This is a genomic window from Sphingobacterium sp., from assembly GCF_032065005.1.
Classification (GTDB): domain Bacteria; phylum Bacteroidota; class Bacteroidia; order Sphingobacteriales; family Sphingobacteriaceae; genus Sphingobacterium.
In genome coordinates this window covers 81414-100278 of record NZ_DAMBMM010000006.1, presented here as the reverse complement: position 1 = coordinate 100278, position 18865 = coordinate 81414, and the positions used below count along the sequence as shown (strand labels likewise).

At 41.6% G+C, this 18865-nt stretch carries 15 protein-coding genes; 7 read left to right on the top strand and 8 right to left on the bottom strand.

Going from position 1 to position 18865, the window contains the following annotated elements; translation table 11 throughout:
- The first annotated feature begins 1 nt into the window (after position 1).
- On the top strand, positions 2 to 2923 hold the full coding sequence (locus tag RT138_RS11305; RefSeq protein WP_313190766.1) for an FAD-linked oxidase C-terminal domain-containing protein: 2922 nt from the start codon (positions 2 to 4) through the stop codon (positions 2921 to 2923).
- Positions 2924 to 3000: 77 nt separating this feature from the next.
- Here the strand turns inward: RT138_RS11305 and RT138_RS11300 are convergent, their stop codons facing one another.
- The 5 genes from RT138_RS11300 to RT138_RS11280 all read right to left on the bottom strand — a co-directional run bounded on the left by RT138_RS11300 (position 3001) and on the right by RT138_RS11280 (position 7641).
- Entirely contained in the window at positions 3001 to 3846 is an 846-nt protein-coding gene (locus RT138_RS11300) for a DUF2911 domain-containing protein (RefSeq protein WP_313190765.1), read from the bottom strand.
- Between the two features lie 86 nt (positions 3847 to 3932).
- Positions 3933 to 5207, bottom strand: coding sequence for a sugar MFS transporter (locus RT138_RS11295; RefSeq protein ID WP_313190764.1), 1275 nt, complete (start codon positions 5205 to 5207; stop codon positions 3933 to 3935).
- Between the two features lie 269 nt (positions 5208 to 5476).
- Entirely contained in the window at positions 5477 to 5902 is a 426-nt protein-coding gene (locus RT138_RS11290) for a hotdog fold thioesterase (protein ID WP_313190763.1), read from the bottom strand.
- Positions 5892 to 6428 carry a DinB family protein gene (locus RT138_RS11285; RefSeq protein WP_185215846.1) on the bottom strand — a complete coding sequence of 179 codons (537 nt, stop codon included), beginning with the start codon at positions 6426 to 6428 and terminating at the stop codon, positions 5892 to 5894. The genes RT138_RS11290 and RT138_RS11285 overlap by 11 nt, the downstream gene beginning before the upstream one ends.
- Positions 6409 to 7641, bottom strand: a complete 1233-nt coding sequence (locus tag RT138_RS11280; RefSeq protein ID WP_254526590.1) for a sensor histidine kinase — start codon at positions 7639 to 7641, stop codon at positions 6409 to 6411. Before RT138_RS11280 ends, RT138_RS11285 begins: the two co-directional genes overlap by 20 nt.
- Before the next feature lie 78 nt (positions 7642 to 7719).
- Here RT138_RS11280 and gltX point away from each other — a divergent pair, with 78 nt between their 5' ends.
- Together gltX and RT138_RS11270 are read left to right on the top strand one after the other, a co-directional pair.
- Entirely contained in the window at positions 7720 to 9249 is a 1530-nt protein-coding gene (gene gltX / locus RT138_RS11275) for a glutamate--tRNA ligase (RefSeq protein ID WP_313190762.1), read from the top strand.
- A gap of 23 nt (positions 9250 to 9272) precedes the next feature.
- On the top strand, positions 9273 to 10148 hold the full coding sequence (locus RT138_RS11270; RefSeq protein ID WP_313190761.1) for a sugar phosphate isomerase/epimerase: 876 nt from the start codon (positions 9273 to 9275) through the stop codon (positions 10146 to 10148).
- Positions 10149 to 10485: 337 nt separating this feature from the next.
- Here the strand turns inward: RT138_RS11270 and RT138_RS11265 are convergent, their stop codons facing one another.
- The 3 genes from RT138_RS11265 to dapF all read right to left on the bottom strand — a co-directional run bounded on the left by RT138_RS11265 (position 10486) and on the right by dapF (position 15201).
- Entirely contained in the window at positions 10486 to 10962 is a 477-nt protein-coding gene (locus RT138_RS11265; RefSeq protein ID WP_313190760.1) for a hypothetical protein, read from the bottom strand.
- Positions 10963 to 11456: 494 nt separating this feature from the next.
- Positions 11457 to 14336: a DEAD/DEAH box helicase gene (locus RT138_RS11260; protein ID WP_313190759.1), complete on the bottom strand. Its 2880-nt coding sequence runs from the start codon at positions 14334 to 14336 to the stop codon at positions 11457 to 11459.
- Positions 14337 to 14412: 76 nt separating this feature from the next.
- Positions 14413 to 15201 carry a diaminopimelate epimerase gene (gene dapF, locus RT138_RS11255; RefSeq protein WP_313190758.1) on the bottom strand — a complete coding sequence of 263 codons (789 nt, stop codon included), beginning with the start codon at positions 15199 to 15201 and terminating at the stop codon, positions 14413 to 14415.
- A gap of 191 nt (positions 15202 to 15392) precedes the next feature.
- Between dapF and RT138_RS11250 the strand changes: the two genes are divergently transcribed.
- The 4 genes from RT138_RS11250 (at position 15393) to RT138_RS11235 (ending at position 18865) form a co-directional block, all read left to right on the top strand.
- Positions 15393 to 16931, top strand: coding sequence for a Do family serine endopeptidase (locus tag RT138_RS11250; RefSeq protein WP_313190757.1), 1539 nt, complete (start codon positions 15393 to 15395; stop codon positions 16929 to 16931).
- Positions 16932 to 17307: 376 nt separating this feature from the next.
- Positions 17308 to 17748, top strand: coding sequence for a low molecular weight protein-tyrosine-phosphatase (locus RT138_RS11245; RefSeq protein ID WP_185211387.1), 441 nt, complete (start codon positions 17308 to 17310; stop codon positions 17746 to 17748).
- 4 nt (positions 17749 to 17752) lie between these two features.
- Positions 17753 to 18100, top strand: coding sequence for a hypothetical protein (locus tag RT138_RS11240; protein ID WP_313190756.1), 348 nt, complete (start codon positions 17753 to 17755; stop codon positions 18098 to 18100).
- 3 nt (positions 18101 to 18103) lie between these two features.
- Entirely contained in the window at positions 18104 to 18865 is a 762-nt protein-coding gene (locus tag RT138_RS11235) for a peptidylprolyl isomerase (protein ID WP_313190755.1), read from the top strand.

Below are 18865 nucleotides of genomic sequence, written 5' to 3'. Positions count from 1 at the left end.
TATGGATGAGCAGTTAACCCTGCTTTCGGAACAACTAAGTGGTGAACTATTTTGGGATGAAAAGATGCGTCTGTTATATGCAACGGATGCATCTGCTTATCGTGAGTTGCCACTTGCAGTAGCTTACCCCAAAGATAAGCAAGACCTTCTTTTGCTTATTAAATTTGCCCGAGAACAAAAGACTTCATTGATTCCTAGGACTGCTGGGACCTCCTTGGCTGGTCAGGTGGTTGGCGCAGGGATCGTTGTTGATGTTTCTAAATATTTCACGGAAATATTGGAAGTCAACCAAGCAGAATCCTGGGTGCGGGTTCAGCCCGGAGTAATCCGCGATGAACTGAACCTATTCCTTAAACCCTATAAACTATATTTTGGCCCTGAAACTTCAACGGCCAATCGTGCTATGATCGGCGGAATGGTAGGCAACAATTCCTGTGGTTCCAATTCGTTGATCTATGGAAGTACCAGAGAGCATACCTTAGAGGTGGAGGCCTTGTTGAGCGATGGTTCTGAAGTGACGTTCAAGGCATTGAGCTTTGAGGAGTTTGACCGCAAATGCAAACAGCCTGATTTGGAAGGTCGGATCTATCATGAAATCCGGAGTATGCTGGGCAATTACCATAATCAGGAACAGATCCGTGAGAACTTTCCAAAGCCTTCTATTCATCGTAGAAATACAGGCTATGCGGTTGATATGCTTCTGGAAACTGATCCTTTTACAGCTGGGAAAGAGCCTTTCAACTTCTGTAAACTGATCTGTGGTTCGGAAGGAACCCTTGCCTTCATTACCGAGATTAAACTGCATGCCAATCCATTGCCGGAGAACCCGAGCGGATTGCTTTGTATTCATTTCGATTCCTTGGAAGATGCACTAAAGGGAAATCTTATTGTATTAAAACACCATCCATTGGTCAGCGAACTGATGGATAAATATATTTTGGAATGTACCAAGAATAATCTGGAACAGTCCAAGAACCGCTTTTTTGTGGAGGGCGAACCGGAAGCAATCCTGATTGCTGAGTATGATGGGCTGGATCAAGAGGCTATCCTGAGCAAAGTAAAGGCTGTTGAGGAAGATCTTTTGGCCCATGGACTAGGTTATCACTTTCCAGTGGTCCTAGGGGATGACAAAAAGAAGGTCTGGAACCTTCGGAAAGCAGGATTGGGATTGCTGAGTAATGTGCCTGGGGATGAGAAGCCTGTCGCGGTTATTGAGGATACTGCCGTTGATGTGGAGGATCTACCTGCCTATATCAGTGATTTCAATGATATCCTTACGAAGTACAATCTTTATGCTGTTCATTATGCCCATGCCGCAACTGGTGAGCTTCACTTGAGGCCTATCATCAATTTGAAGACTGAAGAAGGCAATCAGCTATTTCGTGAAATAGCCCTTGAAATTGCTCATTTGGTGAAAAAGTATAATGGTTCTTTGAGCGGTGAGCATGGGGATGGACGATTGCGCGGTGAATTCATCCCGTTAATGATCGGAGAGCATAATTACCAATTACTGAAGGAAATTAAGGAGACATGGGATCCGGAAGGGATCTTTAACCCCGAAAAGATCGTTGATACCCCTTCCATGAATAGCTCCTTGCGCTATACGCCTGGGCATGCCAATAGAGAGATCAAGACCGTATTCCGATATAAAGGACAGACCATCTTACAGCATGCTGAGCAGTGTAATGGATCTGGAGACTGTAGGAAGTCGCATTTATCAGGTGGTACGATGTGCCCTTCTTATATGGCTACAAAAGATGAGAAGGATACAACAAGGGCTCGAGCGAATATCCTGCGAGAGATGTTGACCAATTCGGAGAAGGCGAATCCTTTTGACCATGAGGAAATCAAGGAGGTCATGGATCTATGTATAAGCTGTAAAGGTTGTAAATCTGAATGTCCTTCCAGCGTGGATATGGCCAAATTGAAGGCGGAGTTCTTACAGGCCTATTACGATAGCCATGGTATTCCGTTCCGATCGAGAATGATAGCCCATGTGGATACTTTAACGCAGTTGATGCAGCCCATATCAGGTCTGTACAATTGGGTAGTGGAATCAAAGCTGACTTCTGGGTTAGTGAAAAATGTATTGGGGTTTGCTCCTGAAAGACACATCCCTAAAATTGCTTCAAAGACCTTAAGAAAATGGTTCCAAGGAAAGGATAAGCCCTTTTCTGGGCATAAGGAACCAATTAAATCTGTATACTTTTTCTGTGATGAGTTTACCAATTTCAATGATGTGGAAATTGGCAAGAAAGCTGTTCTTCTCTTAGAGAAGTTGGGCTATGAGGTGTTGATGGTGCCACATGCCTTTTCTGGTAGAGCCTTATTATCGAAAGGCCTATTGCGTGAAGCCAAGAAACTGGCCAATAAGAATGTGGAGACCTTCCGTGGAAGGTTGAATTCGAACACTAAACTGGTTTCTGTTGAGCCTTCGACCATTCTGACCTTCAGGGACGAATATGTGGACCTTGTAGATGAAGATTTGATGGCAGATGCCGAAAGGATTGCCCCTTTTGCATTGACTATTGAAGAGTTTATTTGGGAAGAGTATATGGTCGGAAATATATCATCTAACCAATTTGTCTCGAAGGAAGAAAATATTCTATTACATGGGCACTGCCAGCAAAAAGCTTGGGGACTGTCGCCAATCGTTGCTAAGATCTTGGAGATACCGGCCAATTATAAGGTCAAGGAAATTCCTTCCGGGTGTTGCGGTATGGCGGGCTCATTTGGTTATGAAAAAGAGCACTATGCGCTATCGATGAAAATTGGAGAGCTAGTGTTATTTCCGGCTGTGCGTGGAAAGGCTGATGAGACCTTGATTGCTGCACCAGGAGCAAGCTGTAGGCATCAGATCATGGATGGAACGGGTGCTGGAGCTTTGCATCCAGTCGAGATATTATTTAATGCCCTTAAATAGGTAAGGGTCAGTATGTATTTATAAAAAGAAAGCGGAGGTCGATAGTTCGTCCTCCGCTTTCTTGTCAAATGAATATTTTATTTTTTCGCAGCTTCTAACGCTTGCGTGTTCAATTTTACATATTCTTGGTTGTTGCTTGCTTTTGCAATTGCTAAACCTTCTTCAGCAGCCTTAATTGCTCCGGCCTTATCGCCAGCTTTCGCCAATACGATTGATTTCCAATATTTGATATGAGGAGCTTTTGTGTTTCCTTTGTCAGCCTCTTTCATCCAAGTCACGGTCTTTTGCATATCAAGACCATTGCTGAAATAGTACATAGCAGCTTGGAAATAAGGTTTTTTATCACCTTTCATTGCTTCTTCGATGTTTGCTATGATCTCTTCTTTTTGATCTACAGCAATATTGAAAGAAACTTTTGTTTTCTCCCAGCTTAATGAAAGATCTAATGATTGCTCATGAACATCATCAAATTCAATGGTGAAGGTTTCAACAGGGTTTTCTAAGGTTGTAGGTTTCACTTTTACACGCAATACGTCATCTTCAGCATTGTAGGTATAAGCACCCCACTGTTTTGCATTCGTATTGAAAACGATTGTCCATTCTTCTTTCCCTGGGATGGTAAATAGGGCATAAGTACCTGCCTCGAGCTTTTTACCTTCAATCATTACTTCAGATTGGAAAGTGATATTGGTTGCATCATTGGCACCCGTACGCCATATTTGATCATAAGGAACAAGATCTCCGAAAATAACACGTCCTTTAGCACTTGGGCGCTGATAAACCACACTAATCTGTTCAGTTCCCAAATCCTGTAGGATAAACTGGGTACTACTTGGTTGAGGCAGCTTTAATTGGGCTTCTGCTTGAGAAGACGTAAATACAAGCCCTGCCGCAACAAGGATACTTAATGCTAATTTTTTCATAATCATTTTAATAGAATATTCGAAGATAAGAAAAACTTCAAAAAAACAATGGAGTTAGTACACTAACCCCATTGCCTTGCTTAAATTTAAGCATGTGTCTTTTTCCTGACCTTGTGCCCTGAAATGGCATAGTACAAGATGTATAGATAGCAAGGTAAAGCGATCCAATAAGCTTGGTGAGCACCAACAGAGTGTGACAATGCTCCATATAGCAATGGGATAACGGCACCACCGGCGATACCCATAACTAAGATGCCTGAGGCTGCACTAGTGAATTTACCCACACCTTTCAGCGCCAATGGCCAAATAGCAGGCCACACCAATGAGTTCGCTAAACCTAATAAACCAACCAATGTTAATGATACCATTCCGTCAGTGAAAATAATTCCTACCGTCAGGATGATACCTAAGATAGCACAAGATTTCAATGCTGTCTCTTGAGAAAGATACTTAGGGATGGCAATGATACCGATGATATATCCGACAACCATGGATCCCATCGTAAATGCCGTAAAGAATTTCGCTGTATTCAATGGAATGCCTAAGAATGTACCGTAAGCAATGATCGTATCACCCGCTAAAACTTCCACTCCAACGTATGCAAACAATGCGATAAACCCTAACAATACGTGCGGGAAATCAAAGATTGATTGTTTTGATTCGGTTAGGTTATGGTGTTCGGCATCTTCTTCCTCATCTCCTTTAACTTCCGGTAAATTAGATTTAGAAATCCAAAATCCAAGTAATACCAAAACTACTACGATGCCTATGTACGGGTTAACTACTTGTAGAGCAATCTTATCTAAAGCTATACTGGATTCTTCTGGGCTCATGCTGGCCAATTGGTTCTTCACTTTATCAGCCTCATCTAGCTTAAGGAAGTATCCGAGAATAATCGGAGCCAATGCTCCGGCAAATTTATTACAGATCCCCATGATACTGATCCTCTTTGCTGCAGTTTCCACCGGTCCGAGGATCGTAATATATGGATTGGATGCTGTCTGGAGAATGGCTAAACCACCTCCCATAACGAATAATCCTAATAAGAAAAGAATGTATGTCCTAGAATAAGCAGCAGGAATAAATAGTAAGGCACCTACTGCCATGATACCTAAAGAAACTGCCATTCCGTTTTTGAAACCAAATTTATTTAATACCCAGGTAGATACCGGTGCCATCACCAAGTAAGCAATGTAAAAAGCGAAGGTCACAAAGTAGGATTGTACCTCTGTCAGTTCACATGCAATTCTTAAATAGGGGATTAATAGAGAGTTTAACCAGGTCGCAAAACCAAAGATAAAAAACAAGGATCCAATGATGATCATTGGCCCTACGGTCGATTGATTATTTTGATTACTCATAAATTTGATTTACAAATTAATAATAAGGTAGCTACAAGGCTAATAAAATAATTCGGTATTTTAAAACGCAAAATAACAAGCAATCGATTGCATTTAGCAGAAAAAATCCATTTATTCCACTCCTTCAGGCGTCTAGGAAGTCAGGCTACAAGATTTTATATTCAATAAAAAAGAGACATTAAGCTAATGTCTCTTCTAAAAACCTAAACCGTATCATAAAACCATATAGATATGATACAAGCTCAACAGATGTTGGAACAAATTGTTTTTTAGGCCTTCGGTTTTTTTATCACCGCAATGGTAAGCCTTGAAATACATACCAGCTGATTACGTTCGTTGTGAATTTGGATATCCCATACATGGGTGGTTTTTCCGATGTGGTAAGCCTTGCAAGTTGCGCGGACCAAACCTTTCGTGACAGGTCGAATATGGTTGGCATTGATCTCCAATCCTACACCGGCCCATTCTTTGGAATCGATGACCATATTGGACGCTATGCTGCCAACAGATTCGGCTAATACGCAGGATGCGCCGCCATGCAATAGGCCATAAGGCTGCTTTACTTTTTCAGTAACAGGCATTTCGGCCACTAGGCAGTCCGGAGTGATGGAAACAGCCTTGATGTCCAAGAAGCCGGTCATGTTGATGGCAAAAAGGCCATTGATTTCTTCTAGACTATATTCTCTATACCACATTGTTGTTTAAATTTTGATCTTTTAGATAACGGGATTTCAATAAAGTAACATGGTGGTTTAGGTGTCCTGCAATAATGTATAAGAAGGCTCTCACACTGATCAAGCGGTCAGAAGCCATACCTTTTCTATTGAGTTCTGTTTCATCAAAAGAGTTGAACAGGAACATATTTGCTTTGCGCAGATGGATAAACTCTTCGGCGATATCGGCCATTTTTCTTTCGTTATGTCTTCCGTTGGCAACAAATTCATCCTGCTCAAAGGAAGCCAAGGCCGTCATGTCATTCCTGCCGAACCTTAATGCTCTATAGGTCATGATTCGCTCAGCATCAAGGATATGGCAAAGCACCTCTTTGATGGTCCATTTCCCTTCGGCATATGAAAAAGTGCCCAATTCTTCCGGTATACTCGCAATAAATTCAGGAAAAGATTCAATTTGTTCATTTAATTCTTCCATTACATCGCCAGTAATGGTTTCGATATAATCGTTGAAAATCGCTGGGTATTCGTCAGATTTGAGTGGGTTCATAGCGTAAATTACTTTTTAATACAATTCTAAATGTTGTACCTTTTCCTAATTCAGATTCTTTGACAAAAATTTGTCCTTTGTGATAATATACCATCCTCTTGGTCAAGCTCAAGCCTAAGCCCCAGCCTCGCTGCCTGGTGGTATATCCTGGTTGGAAAATGGTTTCCCAATTTGATCTCGGGATTCCCTTTCCTGTATCACTAATGTCTATAAAAATTTCTTCTTTTGCAATGTTTTCCGAAATGTTGACCGTGATCTTTCCTTCGCCTTCGATGGCATTGACCGCATTTTTCAAAAGGTTTTCGATGATCCAGTCAAATACCTGTACGTTCAGTTTTGCTTCCACCTGTTGGTCGCCCGTCAACTCAAACGATATCCTTTTACTGGTCCTTACCTTGAAATAATTCACGTAATCTTCAACAATCTTAAAGATGACCTGGTTTGATAATGAGGGAGTTGATCCGATTTTCGAGAAACGGTCCGCAACGATTTCCAGTCGCTGCACATCCCTTTCCATTTCATCCAACAGGGAATTGTCTTTTCCTTGATAGGTTATCCTGGCCAGTTCAAGCCAACCCATCATAGATGATATGGGGGTTCCCAATTGATGGGCAGCTTCTTTTGCCATACCGACCCAAACTAGGTTCTGTTCAGAATCCCGAATGGAGTTAAATACAGTATAGGCAACGATAAGGAACACGGCAATCAAGGATAACTGTATATAGGGAAAAATCCTGAGTTGGCTCAACGCCTTGGAGTCATGGTAGTACACTAGCCATTTCTCGCCGGTATCCAGGGAAATGTGGATGGGCGGATGGGCTTTTTTCATCTTCGCCAACTGCTTTTCGAAATAAGGCGGATCATATATTAAGGAAGTTGCGGAATCTTGCGTTGAAGGGTGGATATTTGTTTTGGTACTGTCCAGGTCTCTCCAAAAAATGATCTCTCCCGATTCTTTGGTGATAATGGCAGGTAGAGAAAGACTATCTCGAACGGCATAGATAAAGCTGATGAACTGATCGTCTACATCGGGCATCGAAACGATGCTTTGGGTACTCATGGCCCATACTTCAGCTTTCGTCCGTTCCGACTTTGAAAGGCTTTTGACCAAATAATTGGAATAAAGCAACGATGCAGCAGCAATCAATGCCGCAAATAAAAAAAGGAAAAACTTCCATTGTTGTTTATTGTATCGATAGGGATGTTGCTTCATAACTCTTCAATTCAACCAAATTAATCATTTTAAGATTGCTACGAGAAAGAAAAGTAATAATTGCTTAATTTTGTGGTTATGAGTTCAGACAAAAAAGTAAGGGTCCGTTTTGCACCTAGTCCTACAGGCGGATTACATTTAGGCGGCGTTCGTACCGCATTGTTCAATTATCTTTTCGCGAAACACAATAATGGCGAGTTTATCTTACGCATTGAAGATACCGATCAGACCCGTTTTGTACCCGGTGCTGAAGAATATATTATGGAATGTTTAGCATGGTGTGGTTTGAATCCTGACGAAAGTCCCAACCATCCAGGCAACTTTGGCCCTTACCGTCAAAGCGAACGTAAGCCTTCTTATAGAAAGTTTGCTGAAGAACTAGTGGAAAAAGGCCATGCTTATTACGCCTTTGACACGGCAGAAGAGCTGGACGAACAGCGTAAAATACATCCTAACTTCCGTTATGCCCACGATAACCGCATGAGCTTAAGGAATTCCCTTTCCCTTGGGCAAGAGGAAACAGCGCGTTTATTGGCAGATGGTGCCGCACATACCATCCGTATCAAAATGCCTGAAAACGAAGTGGTTTCTTTTGATGATATGATCCGTGGTCGTGTGAGCTTTGAAACAAGCCTAGTTGATGATAAAGTTTTGTTGAAAGCTGACGGCATGCCTACCTACCACCTTGCTGTAGTAGTAGATGATAGAGCTATGGAGATTTCTCACATCTTCAGAGGTGAAGAGTGGTTGCCATCTGCTCCAGTCCATATTTTGTTATGGGATTATTTAGGCTGGAAGGATGAAATGCCGAATTGGGCGCACCTTCCATTGATCTTAAAACCAGATGGAAATGGCAAATTAAGTAAACGCGATGGAGACCGTTTAGGATTCCCGGTTTACGCCATGAATTGGCAAGACCCTAAATCAGGTGATCTTACCACTGGGTTCCGCGAAAGAGGCTTCCTTCCTGAAGCATTTATCAATATGCTAGCCTTGTTAGGTTGGAATGATGGTACCGAACAGGAACTGTTTGACATGGATGAACTGATCCAGAAATTCTCCGTGGAGCGTATCAGCAAGGCAGGAGCTAAATTTGATTTCGAAAAAGCTAAATGGTACAATCAGGAGTGGATCAAACGTGCACCTAATACCGAACTTTTACCTGAAGTGAAGGCAGTATTGGAAAAACATGATGTTCAAATTGCTGAATTTGGAGATGATTTTGTGGAAACTATTCTTGATTTAGTTAAAGAAAGATTAACTTACATAGAAGATTTTTGGGAGCAAGCTTCATTTTTCTTTCAAAAGCCCGCAAACTATGATATCGATGCAGTAAAACCTAAATGGAATCAAGATAAAACAACTTTCTTTAATGAAGTAGCTGATTTATTTCAAGAACAATCTTCTTGGGATGCTGCAACTCTTGAACCTCTATTTAAACAGAAGATAGCAGACTCAGGAATGAAGATGGGAGAATTGATGATGCCATTCCGAATCATGTTGGTTGGAGGAAAATTCGGACCTGATGTATTCAAGATTGCTGAGGTATTGGGCAAGGATGAAGTCATCGAAAGAATCAAGATTGCTGTTCCAAAATTTCAAGACTAAGAACTCAACTTAAATCAAATTATATGAAACAACTTAGTAAATTGTTTGTAGGATGCTTGGCCCTTGCCTTGGTCATTTTCTCATCCTGCTCTAGCAATGCCCCTGCTGCAAAGGGAACCGCAAAGGCTAAAGGCCCATTCCCTGAAGAAAAGTTAGGCTGGCATTTAGGTTCTCAAGCCTATACCTTCCGACTATTTTCTTTTGCAGAAGCATTAGATAAGATCGCTGCGGCAAACCTTCGTTATGTAGAGGCTTTCCCGGGTCAAACTGTAGGTGGTGGTAGCACAGAAAAAATGACTTATGAACTTTCGCCAGAGGGACGCCAATTAGTGAAAAAACTTTTAAAGGACAGAGGGATTACCGTTCATGCTTATGGCGTAGTAGGTGCAAAGGATGAAGCTGAATGGGAAAAAGTATTCCAATTTGCTAAGGACTTTGATATTAAGGTAATCAATGCAGAGCCAGCAGAAAATCAATTGGACTATATCTCAAAACTTTGTGATAAATACGATATCAAAGTTGCTATCCACAACCATCCAGATCCTTCACATTATTGGAATCCTGATGTAGTGCTTAAGGCCCTTGAGGGAAGAAGCAAAAGAATGGGGGCAGCAGCAGACGTTGGTCACTGGATGAGATCGGGATTAAATCCGATTGAATGCCTTAAAAAACTTGAAGGCAGAGTATACCATGTTCACTTTAAGGATTTAAACGCTTTCGGTGATAAAAAAGCGCATGATGTGATCTGGGGAACAGGTAAATTAGGAATGAAAGAAGTACAGGCAGAATTAAAGCGTCAAAATTTCAAAGGAATGCTTTCTGCTGAATACGAATATAACTGGGAAAATAGCCTTCCAGAAGTTACTGAAAGCGTGGTTAACTTTAGAGCCGCTCTTTAAGAACAAAATGAATTATCAAATGGGCAATAAGGCAACTTATTGCCCATTCTGTTTTAAGCCTACCTTCCTCAAGCCCTGATGAAGATAATAACCAAGTTGACTTCCTTATGATGATGAGCAAAAAGAAGCACCAAGAAAGCACATTACTATGATTTTACGGAGGATATTAAGATAGAAGGAAAATTAAGGAACCATACCTATTTAAACCTAAAGAAGAACCAACTTTTTGCTGACAGGTTTTTGTTATATAACGAGAAGGAAAAGGATTATAAGGAGGGAGGAAATTAAGTATTAAAGGATACTTTGTAAGGCGTTAGTCAAAGTATCATTTTCAATCTTAATGGTTTGGAAACCATTGCTTGAGCACCGTTCTTTCTGAAAGTTCCTCTTTCCAGACTTCTATTCGGTAGTGGTCATTTGGGTTGCGGTCATCCGTTTCATGGTAGGGATTGTCTAGGTTATAGGAATAGATCCGGACCCTATACGGCCCGTTTTCTAATGGCACCTCCAGAATAGTGTCGCTAGTAGGGCAGTCTTGGATTTCCATAGCCCCTGAGTTTATCTCCAGGCTTCCCTCTACGATGTGGTCAGCTTGAGGATCTAAACGCTCATTTGGGGCATCTAAAACTTCCAGTTCTCCCTTGACAATGGAGAAGTCGTTTTCCACGGTAACTCCCAAGGTGTTTTTTTCCACGGCCAAACGCTCTTCCAGTGCCTTTTCGTTCCAAAACTCCAGATCGTCCATTTCACTGACCTCTGCCTTGTTCACCAAGTAGAACTGACAGTACTGTGTGAAAAAATCGAGTTTGTACATTTTACTGCTTTTTAGGTGTTAATTGTATGAATTTATAAATATATTTAATTCGCTTATTAAATAATGAGAAAATATATAATTGTTTAACCAAAAAAAGTTTTATGCCTTAATATCAATAATCTGAGAAAACAAAACAGTCTTTTTAGGAAAAAGAATGTCGGCTAAAATTTAATTCAAGCTAATATTTGTGTAAATAAGTCAGAAAAAAATTTTACAGCCATTACCGAAATCTATTGTAACTTTTGCCTATTGGGTCTATGGTAGATTTTCTCCCGATTAAGTTTAAAATAGAGAGGGAAATTTAGAGTAATATTTCCCTTAATAATTATTGAAAAGTTAATATTAGTACTTTTTCAAGATAAAATTGAAATATGAGCCAAATGAAAATTGGGATTTCTCGGTAAGAATATAGAAATGTTGCAGGGATGTTAGAAATACCTGATTTTTAATAAAAATACTTGCGCGGCCTGGATTGTAATATTTTCAGGGAAGAATTAACTGAATAGTTCATTGATATCCTCCTTGCTCAGTGATTTCACGAAGCTCTCTTCTGTACTGATCAGTGAGCTGGCCAGTGACTTCTTCATCCCTTGTAAGGCGAGGATTTTTTCTTCAATACTATCCTTGGCAATAAACTTATAGATGAATACATTTTTGGTCTGTCCGATTCGGTGGCTACGGTCGATGGCCTGTTGTTCCACTGCAGGGTTCCACCAAGGGTCCAAGATGAATACATATTCCGCCTCCGTCAGGTTCAATCCGACACCGCCAGCTTTAATGGAAATCAAGAAGACTTGGGTTTCTTCGTTTTCCTTAAATTCCTTTACGGCATTGTTCCTATCTGTCGTAGAACCGTCCAGATAAGCATAGCGGATTTTATTCTTGTCAAAATAATCCCTGAAGATCTGAAGATGCCTTACAAATTGGGAAAATATCAAGACCTTGTTTCCTTCCTTAAGGATGGAATCCATGGTCTCTATCGCGGCATCAAATTTTCCAGAACCATCCTTGTATTGGCTATCGATCATCAGCGGATGGTTTGCCAATTGCCTCAATTTGGTAAGCCCTTGTAACAAGGCAATCTGGGTCGCTTTCCCTGTGAATGCACCGTCCAGCAGTGCATTTCTATATTCCGATTTTACCTTTTCGTAATACTCAGACTGCTCCTCGGTCATGCTGCAATAGAATATCTGCTCCGATTTCGGTGGTAATTCCGTTGCAACTTGGGACTTGGTCCTTCGCAATACAAAAGGTTTTATGATGGCCTGTAGGCGTCTCGCTTTTTCCTCATCCTTCTTCTTTTCGATGGCCAGGACGAATTCCTTCTGGAAATAAGTATAACTGCCCAAAAGGCCAGGGTTGACAAAAGACATCTGCGACCAGATATCAGCTACCGAATTCTCGATCGGAGTACCACTCAAGGCCAGCTTGTTCTTTCCTTTGATGTGCTTGATGGCCGAAAAGGATTTAGATCTTGGGTTCTTAATGTTCTGGCTCTCGTCCAGGATAATATAATTGAAGTAAAAGCCTGAAAGCAGTTCTTCATCAATTCGCGCCACACCATAGGTCGTGATCACCAAATCAAAATGGCTGAAGGCAAAGTTGTTCTTGCTGCGGTAAGTTCCGGTATGTAACAATACCCGCAATTTAGGCGTGAACTTTTCAGCTTCCTTTTGCCAGTTGAAGATCAAGGATGTCGGGACGATCAACAGAGAAGTTTTAGGCTGGTCGGCAGCCAAGGTTTCTTTCTGCTGCTGTAATAGTGCCAAGGTCTGGACCGTCTTACCGAGGCCCATGTCGTCTGCTAGGAGACCGCCAAAGCGGTATTCCTGCAAGAAGTGGAACCAGTTATAACCAGCCTTTTGATACGGCCGTAAAGAGCCTTTAAATTCTTTCGGTGTATCGATGTCTGCGATCTCATCAAATTCCCCAAGTTTGTTCAACTTGCGTTGCATGCTGACTTGGGTATGTTCGGTGACATCATTTAACAGTCCGATATGGGTCCGATTTAATCGAATGCCCTCCTTTTGTGATGAAAACTGGAATAGGTGCTCATATTGGGAGAACCATTCCTGAGGAATAATGGCTATTTCACCATTCGGCAATTCAAATTCTTGGATCCTGTTCAATATATGCTGACGAAGATTGATGAATGGAATTTCATATTCCCCGAACCGTACGATTGCAGATATGTCAAACCAATCGTTCTTCTCGGTGACTTCAATGCTGATGCTGGTCTTGCCGATCAGGAATTTCTTGTCATTATGGTTTTGGACGATATGGAAGCCAGCCTCGGTCAACTCCGAAAGGTGCTCATTGACCCATTCGATGCTGGAAATTCGGTAGCCATTGATCCCGGTAACAGGCAGGTAGGAGCCAAATAAGGCGTCTGCACGCTCCAAACCATAATCTTCTAAGGTTTTGGCTTTCTTTTCCTCCCATTGCAGGGACCTTTTTATTCTATAGAACTGATGGGAATCCTTTTCTTTGTCATAGACATAACGGACTGTCACAGGATGCTGAGCGCCTGCAGGAAAACTGTATTCCCCATATTCAAAATACAGTTGCAGCTGTGCCTCTTGTTCTGGACTATAGACGATCCTAAGTTGAGGGATGGCCTGTTCCCTATAGTTGATGATCTCTAAACCTTCGGCATATACATGATGCTTTTCAATCAGCGAGGTCACAAAGGTTTCGAAGTATTTTTTCTCTGTATTCCTGGGGATTGAAATAAAGCGTTTATTTAAGAAGGGGGTCAATTTCTTGCCCTCCAGTTCTTCATCGAAATAATAAAGGACATTCTCTAAGAGCAGCCAAGCTTGTTGGTTGACTATCACATCCGCATTCTTGTACATAAATTCCATGCGGAGCCCATCATATTTGAGGGTCGGAAAATAGCGTGTTTCCGTTTCATTCCTTCTGAAATGAAAAAGGATGCTGGTTGGTTTATCCGCAATTCTTAGTTCCTGCTCTGCAGGATATCCATCCTTGCTCATCAGGAACAGTGGCTTATCGCCAATGTTGTTCAGGATATGCAATAAACGGCTTTCGATCTTTGGACGGATATGCTCGTAGATTTTTTGGTCAAAGATCTTGGAGAAGTAATCAGCGGGACGGATTGCTTTTTTATGGAACCTTTTGATCAACTGCGTCTGTTCAATTTCATCACACAGACGGATCAGTTCATAGTCGACTTCATCTAAGGCATCCGAAAATTCATCTACGGTATTGCTGAAAACCCTTTTATAGGATAGGGAATAAGATCCATTTTGGTTGAGCTGTACAATATGGGGTTCAATCAGGTAGCCCAAGTAGGGGTGTTTCCCTAATGAGTAAACCAAACGATAAGAAGTTATTGTGTCGACCTGCTGCATCCTATAGTTTCCGTAGAAAAAGCTACTAATATACGTGTATTAGGTCTTTTTCTCCAAAATTAAGGAGGTTAAATTATTATGAAATATCGATTTTTCCTTGAAATACTTGGATTGCAGGTCCCGAAAGATAAACTTTGCTGAATTGATGCCCCACTTTGTGGAAAGAAATGTGAAGCTGTCCACCCAAAACCCGGATCGGAATCTGAAAATCACCATCTCTGCCGGACTTCAAGGCCACGCTCATCGCTGAAGCAACCGCCCCCGTTCCACAGGCATAGGTCTCATTCTCTACTCCACGTTCAAAAGTGCGCACGAAATACCCGTTCTCTTCCGCTTGGATAAAGTTTACATTGATGCCTTTTTCGCCATAGGTACTGTTGTTCCGGATTGCATGGCCATCTTGGAAAACATTTTTATGTGCCAAATCTTCTACAAACTCCACATAATGGGGAGAACCCGTGTTTAGGACATATGCCTCTCCATCCATGCTATATTCATTCACGTCAATCATGCCAAGGTTTACAGTATTTTGCTGGATTTGAGCATCATGTCTTCCGTCGACTGCCAAAAAGACAGTGTCGCGTGAAATGATTCCAAGGTCCCTGGCAAAAGCAACCAAACAACGTCCTCCATTTCCACACATGGTCCCTTCTTTGCCATCTGCATTGAAGTAAAGCATTTGGAAATCATAATTATTTGTATCTTGAAGAAGCATCAATCCGTCTCCGCCAACCCCAAACCTTCTGTCACAAAGCTCTTGGATCAATTGTTGGTTATTGGCATCAAACGAGCCCTTTCTGTTATCAATCAAGATAAAATCATTGCCCGCACCCTGGTATTTATAGAATTGGATTTCTTTTGACATTTTGTTGAGTTTCTGCTGTAAATTTAATATTCTTGTTACAATAAACCGAACTTTTGTTAAATCTTGTTAAATGCTTGACATAGCAGGCTTCCGTTAACATTTTTTAACTGACAAAAGTCTTTAAGGCCTTCTGAATGGTATTACATTTGAATTAGGAAACATAAATTAAAAAAGTTAGATTAATTATAGATATGAAAAAGATAGGTGCAACTTTATTAGCAGCCATCATAGGAGGAGCCATAGCCGTGGGTGGGTTTAAACTCTTCGAAAACAAACAGATGGACAACATGACGTTTGAAGAGCGTCAAAAAGTATATTATGCAAACAACCCCGGCGAAGAGATTCTTTCTTCTACCGGAAATCCGGATTTTACCCAAGCTGCAGCTGCAGTCTCTCCGGGGGTCGTACATATTCAAGTAACAATGGCAAGCCGTGGTAACCGTGGTGGTGGCGGTTCACCTTTCGATATGTTCGAAGAGTTTTTTGGTGTTCCACAACAACGTGGCCAGGCCCGCCCTGCAACAGCGTCAGGTTCTGGGGTACTCATCTCTCCTGATGGATATATCGTAACCAATAACCACGTAGTGGAAGAGGCCGATAAAATCGAAGTGGTCTTGACCGATAAACGCAAGTACGAAGCCAAAGTGATCGGTAGAGATCCGAACTTTGACCTTGCCTTGATTAAAGTAAATGCTACTGGCCTTCCAATGGTTAAGTTAGGTAACTCAGATAACGTTCAGATTGGTGAGTGGGTGTTAGCGGTAGGTTATCCACTAGGGTTACAGTCTACCGTTACAGCGGGTATCATCAGTGCAAAAGGCCGCCGTATCGGTATCTTGGACGAACCAACTCAAGGCCGTGGATATGGTGGAATGGGCCAGCAAGAACAAATGATCAGCAATGCTGTAGAATCATTCTTGCAAACTGACGCCGTGATCAACAGAGGTAACAGTGGTGGTGCCTTGGTTAATGCCAGAGGTGAACTGATCGGTATCAACTCCGCTATCGCTTCTCCAACCGGTACTTATGCTGGATATGGATTCGCTATCCCAATTAACCTTGCTAAAAAGATTGTCGATGACTTCAAGGAATTCGGAAGTGTTAAACGTGGTTATGTAGGTGTGACCTTTACAGAAATCAACGATCAGTTACGTGCTGAGAAAGGTATTGAAGATGTAAACGGACTATATGTACGTGATGTATTGAAAGGTGGAGCTGCAGAAGCTGCCGGCATTAAATCTGGTGATATCTTGACCAAGGTTGAAGGTCGCGTCATCTACGGTACTCCTGACCTACAGGAATATGTTGCTCGCTTACGTCCTGGTGATAAAGTGAAGCTCACTTACAAACGTGACGGTAAAGAGAAAGACGTTTCATTGACCCTGAAAGGTGAAGAAAGCAAACCTAAAACAGAAGATGCTGAATCTAGTGCATCAGCAACGGAGATCTTCAATAAATTAGGTGCTAGTTTTGTTCCTGCAAGCAATGCGCGCAAACAAGAATTAGGCATCAAATCAGGTGTAGTTGTTTCTCAAGTACACAGAGGTGGTGTATTCGAATACTTCGGCGTTGAAAGAGGATTGGTGATTACCGAAGTTAATGGTAAACCTGTAAACAGTGTCGATGATGTAGAGTCTGCCCTAGGTAGCACTCGCCGAAACATCGTCCGTATTACTGGCGTACCTGAAAGAGGTAGTACCGTTCAATTCAATGTTCCATTGAAATACTAGTAACGAGATTAAAAAGCAAAAGGGATCACAAGAAGTTGTGGTCCCTTTTGCTTTTTAGACTAATCGACATAAAACACAAGACACAAGACCGTAGAACCTACAGCAGATAGGAATTTCATTTTTTTAATGATTTTTGGAAAATATTTAGGTTCATCCTTAGTGTCATGCAAGACCTCAAAATCAAAAACAGTATGTTTTTTTATTGAGTTACAGTTCCCAAATCTAAAGTTAAGGATGACACGATCGTATCTTTCCGCAAACCTTCCAGTTAGCCCGCCAGAAATTTCTTATGTCTTGTGTCATATGTCTGTTTTTAGTGTCTCATATCTCATATCTCACATCTCAATACTAATTAGATAATGTTATATTTGAAACCATGAAAATACTAATGGTGTGTTTAGGGAATATTTGCAGGTCTCCGTTGGCTCACGGCATCATGGAGCACATGGTTGCGGAGAGTGGATTGTCTTGGGAGATAGATTCTGCGGGTACGGGAGATTGGCATGTTGGCCAGGCGCCTGATCGTCGATCTATCCAAGTGGCTAAAGAAAGGGGTATTGATATCTCCAGTCAAAGGGCCCAACATTTTAACCCTTCTTTTTTTTCTAAATATGACCGTATTCTGGTGATGGACAAACAGAACTACGCAGACGTAGTGGGGATGGCCATATCTGAAGAAGATAGAGCTAAGGTTTCCCTGTTTCTGATCGATGATATTGTTCCAGATCCATACTATGATTCAAACATGTTCGTTCCAGTCTTTGAACTGATTGAATCTCGATGTAAAGAACTCATTCAAGACTGGTCAGAAAATTAAATTCATGCAAGCAGCGGAAATCAATAAGAAGTGGGCAGAATTGCAGGGAGCAATCGCCAAGAGCTTCGATATGGACATTCCTGATATCAAGGTCATGCTTTTCCTGATTGGGGTTCAGGAATTGGGAAAAGGTCCTCAGGAGTTTTCAAAAAGAGAAAAAGAAGAGTTGATGCACATCGCGACCTGTAGACTTTTCAGTAGCTTAGGGTTTTATGAACTCGAAGGGCAGGATGAACAGGGCTGGCCACATTGGAAGCTCATTAAGCCGATTCCTAATTATACCCTTATGGAACAGGAAATGATTATCAAATCGTTGATAATTGATTATTTTGAAGATGTAAATTTCATTTAATATATGAGAAAAATTGTATTGTTGTTTGCCTTTGTGATGGGCTTGAGTTTTGTATATGCACAGACTCCAAAAAACTATTATGTTGAAGTAAAAACCGGTAAAGGCAACGGTATTATCAAACTCTATAACGAAACCCGAAAACACCGTGATAATTTTGTCAAATTGGTCAGCGAAGGCTATTTCGACTCCTTATTGTTTCACCGTGTCATCCATAACTTCATGATCCAAGGAGGTGACCCTGATTCCCGTTATGCAGGCAGCAGACAGCAATTGGGTAATGGTGGTCCCGATTACAAGGTCCCTGCTGAAATCCAAGCCGATATTATCCACAAAAAAGGATCATTAGGTGCTGCTCGGGATAATAACCCTGCCAAGGAATCCTCGGCATCTCAGTTCTACCTGGTTCAAGGCCGCGTGTTCTCTGAAGCTGCCCTTGACTCTTTGGAAACATTCAGGTTGAAAGGCAAGAAATTGACCCCGCTTCAAAGGGAAACCTACAAAACTATCGGTGGAACTCCGCATCTAGATGGTGAGTACACAGTGTTTGGTGAGTTGATCGAAGGCATTGGGGTTGTAGATAGCATTGCAGCGGTTAAAACCGATGACAACGACCGCCCCTATAATGATGAGCGTTTTGCCATGAAATTATTGGATAGGAGACAGGCATTGGACCTAGAACGCAAGTTGCAAGGACTTCCTCCTAAGAAAGGTTTCTTTACCAAGCTGTTTGATTCCATGAAATCCAAAACCTACAAACTTCCTTAA

Excerpts from the sequence above, each read along its gene's own strand:
- RT138_RS11305 (WP_313190766.1), top strand. The coding sequence starts at position 2 with ATGGATGAGCAGTTAACCCTGCTTTCGGAACAACTAAGTGGTGAACTA.
- RT138_RS11300 (WP_313190765.1), bottom strand. The coding sequence starts at position 3,846 with ATGAAAAAATTAGCATTAAGTATCCTTGTTGCGGCAGGGCTTGTATTT.
- RT138_RS11295 (WP_313190764.1), bottom strand. The coding sequence starts at position 5,207 with ATGAGTAATCAAAATAATCAATCGACCGTAGGGCCAATGATCATCATT.
- RT138_RS11290 (WP_313190763.1), bottom strand. The coding sequence starts at position 5,902 with ATGTGGTATAGAGAATATAGTCTAGAAGAAATCAATGGCCTTTTTGCC.
- RT138_RS11285 (WP_185215846.1), bottom strand. The coding sequence starts at position 6,428 with ATGAACCCACTCAAATCTGACGAATACCCAGCGATTTTCAACGATTAT.
- RT138_RS11280 (WP_254526590.1), bottom strand. The coding sequence starts at position 7,641 with ATGAAGCAACATCCCTATCGATACAATAAACAACAATGGAAGTTTTTC.
- gltX (WP_313190762.1), top strand. The coding sequence starts at position 7,720 with ATGAGTTCAGACAAAAAAGTAAGGGTCCGTTTTGCACCTAGTCCTACA.
- RT138_RS11270 (WP_313190761.1), top strand. The coding sequence starts at position 9,273 with ATGAAACAACTTAGTAAATTGTTTGTAGGATGCTTGGCCCTTGCCTTG.
- RT138_RS11265 (WP_313190760.1), bottom strand. The coding sequence starts at position 10,962 with ATGTACAAACTCGATTTTTTCACACAGTACTGTCAGTTCTACTTGGTG.
- RT138_RS11260 (WP_313190759.1), bottom strand. The coding sequence starts at position 14,336 with ATGCAGCAGGTCGACACAATAACTTCTTATCGTTTGGTTTACTCATTA.
- dapF (WP_313190758.1), bottom strand. The coding sequence starts at position 15,201 with ATGTCAAAAGAAATCCAATTCTATAAATACCAGGGTGCGGGCAATGAT.
- RT138_RS11250 (WP_313190757.1), top strand. The coding sequence starts at position 15,393 with ATGAAAAAGATAGGTGCAACTTTATTAGCAGCCATCATAGGAGGAGCC.
- RT138_RS11245 (WP_185211387.1), top strand. The coding sequence starts at position 17,308 with ATGAAAATACTAATGGTGTGTTTAGGGAATATTTGCAGGTCTCCGTTG.
- RT138_RS11240 (WP_313190756.1), top strand. The coding sequence starts at position 17,753 with ATGCAAGCAGCGGAAATCAATAAGAAGTGGGCAGAATTGCAGGGAGCA.
- RT138_RS11235 (WP_313190755.1), top strand. The coding sequence starts at position 18,104 with ATGAGAAAAATTGTATTGTTGTTTGCCTTTGTGATGGGCTTGAGTTTT.